Raw genomic sequence first — 9623 nt, 5'->3', positions numbered from 1 at the left:
GTCAACACGCTGGTGTTGCGGACGAATGTCGGTTCCGGTGAATCGTTCGCCGCGCTGGTGGACCGCGCTCGACAGGTCGATCTGGACGCGTTCGGTAATGCCGATGTGCCGTTCGAGCGGCTGGTGGATCTGCTGGCGCCGGAGCGTTCGCAGGCGCGTAATCCGTTGTTCCAGGTGGCGCTGTCGTTCCAGAACCAGGAGGCGCCGGCGCTGGACCTGGCCGGGCTGACCGTCGCCGGGGTGGAGATCGCCGACGATGTGGCGCGCTTCGACCTCCAGTTCTCACTGGCCGAAAACGGTTCGGGCGGTCTGGAACTGGTGTTGAACTACGCCACCGAACTGTTCGACGAAGCCACCGCAACCACGATGATCACCCGGTTCCAGCGGTTGCTGTCGGCGGTCGCCGCCGACCCGGACGCGGTGCTCGGTGATCTCGAACTCCTCGATCCGAGTGAACGACGCGAGGTCCTGTCCCGCACGGGTGGTGCGGCCGTGCCGGTGTCGACGTTGCCGGAGTTGCTGGCCGCGGCGGTGGCGGTGGATCCGTCGGCGCCGGCGGTGGTGTTCGAGGGTGTGCGCTATTCCTATGGTGAGTTCGACGAGCGGTCGAACCGGTTGGCGCAGGTGTTGATCGAGCGGTGCCTGGGTGCCGAGGATCTGGTGGCGGTGGCAGTGCCGCGGTCGGCGGATTCGGTGCTGGCGGAGTGGGCTGTCACCAAGTCGGGTGCGGCATTCGTGCCGATCGATCCGACCTATCCGGCGGACCGTATTGCGCATATGTTGACCGACTCCGGTGCCGCGGTGGGTATCACGGTGTCGAGTGTGCGGGCGGATCTGCCGGATTCGGTGGATTGGCTGGTGCTCGACGAGCTGGCTTTGGATACGTATCCGGCCGATCCGATCACCGATGCGGATCGGGTGTGGCCGTTGACCCCGGCGAACACGGCGTACGTCATCTACACGTCGGGTTCGACGGGTCTGCCCAAGGGTGTGGTGGTCACCCATGCCGGTTTGGCGAATTTCAGTGCCGAACAGGTCGAGCGCTACCGGTTGACCCCGGGTTCGCGGGCGTTGGCTTTCGCTTCGCCGAGCTTCGATGCCTCGATCCTGGAGTTGCTGCTGGCGGTGGGTTCGGCGGGTGCTCTCGTGGTGGTGCCGACCGGTACCTATGGTGGTGCCGAACTGGGTGAGTTGATCGCCGGTGAGGGTGTGACGGTCGGTTTGATCACGCCGTCGGTGCTGGCTTCGCTGGATCCGGCGGATCTTGCCGGGATGGAAGTGATCATCGCCGGTGGTGAGGCAATTTCGGCGGATCTGGTGGCGAAGTGGTCGACCACGCCGGAGGGTGGGGTGGCGCGTCGCTTCCACAATGCTTATGGTCCGACCGAGGCGACGGTGGCCACGAATATCAGTGGTGTGCTGCAGGCCGGTGATCGGGTCACCATCGGTGGCCCGGTGCGAGGCATGCGGACTCTGGTGCTCGATGATCGTCTCAATCCGGTGCCCGAGGGTGTCGCGGGTGAGCTGTATGTCGGTGGTATCCAGCTGGCCCGCGGCTATCACGCCCGGCCCGGTTTGACTGCTGAGCGGTTCGTTGCCGACCCCTATGGTGAGCCCGGGGCCCGGCTCTATCGCACGGGTGATGTGGTGCGGTGGCGTCGTGACGCCGCGGGTGATCCCGTGGTGGAGTATGTGGGTCGTAATGATTTCCAGGTCAAGGTTCGTGGTTTCCGTATCGAGCTGGGTGAGATCGACGCGGCGTTGACCGCGCACGACACCGTCGACTTCGCCGTCACGACCGGACACAAGAGCGCCGCGGGCGCGGTCTCGCTGGTGTCCTACGTCGTGGCCGCGGCCGGTGCCACGGTGGATGTCACCGCGCTGACCGGGTACGTCGCCGAGCGGCTGCCCGACTACATGGTGCCGGCGGCCGTCATGGTCATCGACCGGATCCCACTGACCCCCGCCGGGAAGCTGGACCGCAAGGCGCTGCCCGAACCGGTGTTCCAGGCGCGTACTGCCTTCCGCGGGCCGCGTACGCCGGTCGAGCAGATCATCGCGGAGGTTTTCGCCGAGGTTCTGGGTGTGGACCGGGTCGGTGTGGACGATTCGTTCTTCGCCCTCGGCGGCGACAGCATCGTGTCCATTCAGCTGGTGTCCCGCGCGAAGACCCGCGGCGTGGTGTTCAGCCCGCGGCACGTCTTCGAACAGCGGACGGTGGCCGGGCTGGCCGCTGTCGCCGAATCCGCGGACGCCGACAGTGTGACGCGTACGCTCGTCGAGCTGCCGGGCGGCGGCGTCGGCACCATGCCGCTGACGCCGATCGTGCGGTTCATGGCCGAACGGCCCGGTTCCTTCGGGCGTTTCCACCAGCTCATCACCCTGGACCTCCCGGTCGGCATCGACCGGGAGACCATTGCCGCCGTGGTGGGCCCGGTGGTCGACCGGCACGATATGTTGCGGTCGCGGCTGTACGCCGCCGACGGCGACTGGATCGTGGAAACGGGCGCACCGGGTAGCGTCGATGTGGACGCGCTGATCGACCACACCGTGTTCGACGGCGCCCTCACCGGCCCCGAACTGTCCGAGATCGCCACGGCCGCAGTCGATTCCGCACTCGATCGGCTCGACCCCGAGCGCGGTGTGGTGGTCCGGTTCGTCTGGCTGGAACCTGATACCGGCGCGCGGGCCGGCCACCTGGTGGTCATCGTGCACCACCTCGCGGTCGACGGCGTGTCGTGGCGTGTCCTGGTGCCCGATCTGGTGTTGTCCGCGGTCGCGCGCAGCGCCGGCCAGCTCCCCGAGCTGCCCGCGCCGGTCACCTCCATGCGGACCTGGGCGCACGCGCTCGAGCAGAACGCGCACAGCGCGGAGCGGCTCGCGGAACTGGAGTACTGGCGGACCGTTGCCGGCACCGCCGACCCGCTGCTCACCGAGCGCCGGATGGATCCCGCGGTGGATACCGCCGGAGTCGTCGCGGTACACGCGGTGCAGGTATCGCCGGAGGTCACCCAGACCCTGCTCACCACTGTTCCGGCGCTGTTCCACGGTGGTGTGAACGACGGTCTGCTCACCGCACTCGTCCTGGCGACCGCCGCCTGGCGGGCGCGGCGCGCGCCCGGCGTCGCGCTGGACGATCCGCTGCTGATCCGACTCGAGGGTCACGGCCGTGAGGAAGAGATCGTGCCCGGGGCGGATCTGTCCCGCACGGTCGGCTGGTTCACCGCGCTCTTCCCGGTCCGCTTCGAGCCGGCCGGTATCGATATCGAGGCCGCCCTCGCCGGCGAGCCGGAACTGGGCGCCGCGCTCAAGCGGGTCAAGGAGCAATTGCTCGCGGTCCCGGACAAGGGTGTCGGTTACGGCCTGCTGCGGTACATGAACGCTGACACGGCTGCCGAATTCCCGCGGGATATGCCGGGCCAGGTGAACTTCAACTACCTGGGTCGCGTCGGCGCCGGCGAGATCCCCGAAGAGATGCACGGTTTCGGCTGGCTCCCGGCGGCCGATCTGGCCGTGGACGTCGGTTACGACGCGGATATGCCGGCCATGGCGCTGCTGGACATCAACGCCATCGTGGTCGGCGATACGCTGACCGCGCGCATCGGCTATCCGTCCACACTGCTGTCGCCGGACGAGGCCCGCGAATTCGGGGACCTGTGGGTGCGGGCACTGGAAGCGGTGGCCCGTCATGCCGATTCCGCGGACGCGGGCGGCCATACACCGTCGGACTTCCCGTTGGTCACGGTGTCGCAGCCGGCTGTCGAGGAGATCGAACAGCGGTTCCCGCGGCAGGTCACCGATATGTGGCCGCTGTCCTCGTTGCAGGCCGGGATGCTGTTCCACGCGCAGCTCGCCGCCACCTCGGTGGATGTGTATACCGCGCAGGCGGTGCTCACACTGACCGGCCGGGTGGACGCCGAGCGGCTGCGGGCGGCCGCCCAGGCCCTGGTGGATCGCTATGAGAACCTGCGCACGGTGTTCGTCACCGACCGTGCGGGCAACTCGGTGCAGGTCGTGCTCGACGAGGTGCCGGTCGACTGGACCGAGCACGATCGCAGCGCTACCGGCACCGCCGTCGATCTCGTCGACGCCGACCGGCTGCGGCGCTTCGATCTCGCCGAACCGCGGCTGATCAGGTTCACGCTGATCAAGACCGGAGCCGACACCTGGCAGTTCGTGGTGTCCAACCACCACATCGTGCTCGACGGCTGGTCCATGCCGCTGCTCATGCAGGATCTGCTGACGCTGTACGCGGTACGCGCCGACGGCACCGTGCTGCCGGCGGCCCGCTCCTACCGGCACTTCCTGGACTGGATCGGCCGGCAGGATCACCCGGCGTCGCTGGCGGTATGGGCCGAGGCGCTGGCCGGGGTGAACGAGCCGACCCTGCTCAGCCGTCCGGAAACCGGCGGCGGCGATTCCGCGCACGAGATCGAGGCCCTGTCCGGCGAATACGCCTTCGAGCTGGACGCCGCGGCGACGGCGCGGATCACCGCGCTGGCCGCCGAACTCGGTATCACCGCCAACACGGTGCTGCAGGTGGCGTGGGCGGTAGTGCTCGGCCGGATCACCGGCCGTGACGATGTGCTGTTCGGCGCCACCGTCTCCGGTCGCCCACCGCAGCTGACCGGGGTGGAGACCATGGTCGGGTTGTTCATCAACACCGTCCCGGTGCGGGTGCGGTTCGATCAGGACGAACCCGCGCGCGAACTGCTCACCCGGACCCAGGGCGAACAGGCCGATCTGCTGGATCACCACTATGTGGGTCTGGCGGATATCCAGGGCGCGGCGGGGATGGCGACCCTCTTCGACACCCTGCTGGTGTTCGAGTCGTATCCGGTGGATGCCGAGGGTATCCAGGCGCAGGCCACCGATATCGACGGGATGGCGGTGACCGGATTGAACGCGGTCGACGCAACCCACTATCCGCTGAGCCTGATCGCCGCACTGGGCAGCACGCTGCGGATTCGGGCCGGCTATCAGCAGGACATGTTCGACGAGGCCGATGTGCGACGGATCGCCGACCGGCTGGTGCGAGTGCTCACCGCTCTCACCGAGGCCCCCGACCGGCGGATCGGTGAAATCGAACTGCTGGACAGCGGGGAACGCGACCAGGTGCTGCGCGGGTGGAACGACACCGCGCACACCGTCGATACCACCGCCACGCTGGCCTCGATGTTCTACGCGCAGAGCGTCCGTACCCCGGACGCGCCCGCGCTGACCTTCGGGGCGGAGACCCTGTCCTACGCCGATTTCACGGCGCGGGTGAATCTGCTCGCCCGGTGGCTGATCGCCCGCGGTGTGGGTCCGGAGTCGTATGTGGCGCTGGGTATGCGGCGTTCGATCGATCTGGTGGTCGGTATGTACGCGGTCACCGTCGCCGGTGGCGCCTACGTACCGCTGGATCCGGATCATCCGGCCGAGCGCACCGAGTACATCCTCGCCACCGCCGACCCGATCTGTGTGCTCACCTCCGGCGACGATCTGCCGACCGATACCGCTCAGGTACGGATCGACAGGCTGGACCTGGGCGCGTACGCGGATACGCCGGTCACCGACGCGGACCGTCGTGCGCCGTTGCGTCCGTCGAATACGGCGTATGTGATCTTCACGTCGGGTTCGACGGGTCGTCCGAAGGGTGTGGCGGTGTCGCATGCGGCGATCGTGAATCGCCTGGTGTGGATGCAGTCGGAGTACGGTCTGCAATCTTCGGATGTGGTGTTGCAGAAGACGCCGTCGACGTTCGATGTGTCGGTGTGGGAGTTCTTCTGGCCGTTGCAGGTCGGTGCGCGCCTGGTGGTCGCGAAGCCGGATGGTCATCGGGATCCGGAGTATCTGGCCGAGGTCATCGACGCCGAGGGCGTGACGGTGGCGCACTTCGTGCCGTCCATGCTGTCGGTGTTCGTGGCCGCGTTGCCGGGCGTCTCGGCTGATTCCGGTGCCGGCCGGTGTGGTTCGCTGCGGTTGGTGTTCTCCTCGGGTGAGGCGTTGCCGGCGCGCCCCGCGCATCGGTTGCGGGAGTTGACCGGGGCGGCTGTGCACAACTTGTACGGTCCGACGGAGGCCGCGGTGGATGTCACCTTCCATGAGGTGACGGATGCGGATGCGGTGTCGGTGCCGATCGGTGCTCCGGTGTTCAACACGCGGGTGTATGTGCTGGACGGGCGGTTGCGGCCGGTTCCGGTGGGCGTCGCGGGTGAGCTCTACCTGGCCGGTACCCAGCTGGCGCGTGGGTATGTGGCGCGGCCGGATCTGTCGGCGGATCGGTTCGTGGCGAATCCGTTCGATGTTGCGGAGCGGATGTATCGCACGGGTGACCTGGTGCGGTGGACTGCTGGCGGTGAGCTGGAGTATCTGGGTCGTACCGATTTCCAGGTGAAACTGCGTGGTCTGCGGATCGAACTCGGCGAAATCGAGTCGGCGCTGGCCGGTGTGGACGAGGTCGGGCAGGCCGTGGTGGTCATGCGTGGTGACGCGCGCACCGGCGACCAGCTTGTCGCCTACCTGGTGCCCGCCCCGGGCGCGCTGCTGGATATCGAGGATCTGCGTGAAGACCTGACAGAGCTGCTCCCGGCGTACATGGTGCCCGCCGCGTTCGTGGTACTGGACGAGCTGCCGCTGAACGCCTCCGGGAAGCTGGATCGCAAGGCACTGCCGGCGCCGGTGTTCCAGGCGCGAGTGTTCCGGGCGCCCTCGACTCCGGTCGAGGAGATCGTGGCCGCGACCTTCGCCGAGGTACTGGGTGCCGAGCGGGTCGGTGCGGACGACGACTTCTTCGAGCTGGGCGGTAACTCGCTCAGCGCCACCCGGGTGGCGGCGCGGTTGTCGGTGGCACTGGACACCGAACTTCCGGTCCGGGAACTGTTCGAGGCCTCCACCGTGGCGGCACTGGCCGCCCGCGCGGAGACCCATGCCGGTGCGGGTGGCCGGGTGGCGCTGGTGCCGCAGCCGCGTCCGACCCAGGTCCTGGCGACGGGCGAGGTCGTGGAACGGGTGCCGCTGTCGCTGGCGCAGCAGCGCATGTGGTTCCTGAACCGGTTCGATCCGGCCTCGGCCGCGGACAATATGCCGATCGCGGTGCGGTTGTCGGGTCTGCTCGACCGCCAGGCCATGCAGATTGCGATCGCCGACGTGCTGGCGCGGCACGAAGCGCTGCGAACCTTCTACCCGGATGTGGACGGCACGCCGTTCCAGCAGGTGCTGCCGACCTCGGCGGTGATCCCGGATCTCACCCCGGTGGAGGTCACGGAGTCGGATCTGTTCGCCCGGGTGGCCGAGTTCGTATCGGCCGGTTTCGACGTGACCACGGGGGTGCCCTTCCGGGTCCGGTTGTTCGAGACGAATCCGACCGAGCACGTCCTGGTACTCGTCGTGCACCATATTTCGTCGGACGGATTCTCCCTGGGACCGCTGGCCCGCGATGTGCTCACGGCCTACAGCGCCCGGATCGAGGGCGGTGAGCCGGGCTGGCTGCCGCTCGAGGTGCAGTACGCCGATTACACGTTGTGGCAGCGCCAGGTCCTGGGTTCGGAGGACGATCCGCAGTCGGTGATCGCCTCGCAGGTCAGGTACTGGTCCGACGCTCTGGCCGGTATTCCGGAGCAGTTGGACCTGCCGGCCGACCGCCCGCGGCCCGCGGTGGCCTCCGGGCAGGGCGCCAGCTACACCTTCGCCATCGACGACGCCGTGCACGCCGAATTGGTGGAGCTGGCCCGCGCCCATGGCGTGACCTTCTTCATGGTCGTGCACGCGGCCTTCGCCGTGATGCTGTCCCGGTTGTCGGGTGAGACCGATATCGTCGTCGGCACCCCGGTGGCCGGGCGTGGTGAACGTGCTCTGGACGATCTGATCGGCATGTTCGTCAACACGCTCGCACTGCGGACGCCGATCGACCACGGCGCCGGTTTCGCCGAACTGCTGGAAACGGTCCGCAGCAGTGACGTGGCCGCCTTCGGGCACGCGGACCTGCCGTTCGAGCGCTTGGTGGAGGTCCTCAACCCGGCCCGCTCGCAGGCCCGGCATCCGCTGTTCCAGGTGATGCTGTCGCTGCAGAACAACAACCCGCAGGTCGCCGGGGAACTGCCCGGCCTGACCATCAGCGGACTCGAGTCACCGATCGAGACAGCGAAGTTCGATCTCGTGCTGGAGCTCGGCGAGTTGATGGGTCCGGCAGGTGCCGCTCACGGTGTCTCGGCGAAGTTCATCTATGCGACGGATCTCTTCGACCGTGCCACGGTGGCGGGCTTCGCGGAGCGGTTCGTCGGTCTGCTGCGGGAGATCGTGGCGGCGCCGGAGACGGCGGTCGGTGATCTGGAGATTCTCGCTGCGGTCGAGCGTGACCAGGTGCTGGCGGAGTGGAACGCGACCGAGCACACGATCCCGGCCGGGCTGCTGCTGGATCGGTTCGACGCCGCTGCTGCGGCGCATCCGGACCGGGTGGCGGTGTCGTTCGAGGGGACGAGCCTGTCCTATGGCGAGTTCGCTGGTCGGGTGAACCGGCTCGCGCGGCATCTGATCGCGCAGGGTGTGGGCCCGGAGACGTTGGTCGGGTTGCTGGTTTCGCGGTCGATCGATCTCGTGGTCGGCATGTATGCCGTGGTCGCGGCCGGTGGTGCGTATGTGCCGTTGGATCCGGCGCATCCGGTGGAGCGGATCGGTTACATTCTCGATACCGCGGCACCGTTGTGTGTGCTGACGACCACCGGTGATGCCGGAGCGGTGCCCGAAGGTACGGAAGTTCCGGTGCTGGCTGTGGACACCCTCGACCTCGGTGGGTACGACACCGCACCGGTCACCGATGCCGACCGTGTGGCGCCTGTTCGGTCGTCGAATACGGCGTATGTGATCTTCACGTCGGGTTCGACGGGCCGCCCGAAGGGTGTGGCCGTCTCGCATTCGGCGATCGTGAACCAGGTCGCGTGGATGTTGTCGCAGTACCCGCTGGGCGCGGACGATGTGTACTTGCAGAAGACGGCGACGACGTTCGACGTGTCTTTGTGGGGTTATTTCCTGCCGTTGGCCGCGGGTGCGCATCTGGTGGTGGCGACTCCGGACGGTCATCGCGATACCGAGTATCTGGCGCGGGTTATTGCCGAGCATCGGGTGACGGTGACGGACTTCGTGCCGTCGATGCTGGGTGTATTCGCCGCGCATACTCCGGCGGAAGCCGTCCGCAGCCTCGAGCATGTGTTCGTGATCGGTGAAGCGCTGCCGCCGGAGACGGTGACCGCGATGCACGCGATTTCGGATGCGGCTGTGCACAACTTGTATGGTCCGACCGAGGCCGCGGTGTCGATCACCTATTGGCAGGCCACCGGTCAGGAAACCACTAGTGTGCCGATCGGTGTGCCGCAGTGGAATTCGCGCGTGTATGTGCTGGACTCCCGTCTCCGGCCGGTCCCCGCCGGTGTCACGGGTGAGCTGTATCTCGCCGGTGATCAGCTGGCGCGCGGGTATGTGACCCGTCCGGATCTGTCTGCGGATCGTTTTGTGGCGAGCCCGTTCGACGCCGGTCAGCGGATGTACCGTACCGGGGACCTGGTGCGGTGGAGCCGGGCCGAGGTCGAGGGCCGGATCGAACCGGTGCTGGAGTATCTGGGTCGTACCGATTTCCAGGTGAAGTT

At 67.6% G+C, this 9623-nt stretch carries 1 protein-coding gene; it reads left to right on the top strand.

Going from position 1 to position 9623, the window contains the following annotated elements:
* On the top strand, nt 1-9623 hold a 9623-nt coding region (locus tag ACLML9_RS25610; RefSeq protein WP_411947912.1), incomplete at both ends, for an amino acid adenylation domain-containing protein.

Source organism: Nocardia sp. NPDC002869 (assembly GCF_046764065.1).
In the GTDB taxonomy this organism is placed as follows: Bacteria; Actinomycetota; Actinomycetes; order Mycobacteriales; family Mycobacteriaceae; genus Nocardia; species Nocardia rhamnosiphila.
Note: the sequence above shows the minus strand (reverse complement) of the source record. Positions and strands in the feature narration are given on the sequence as shown.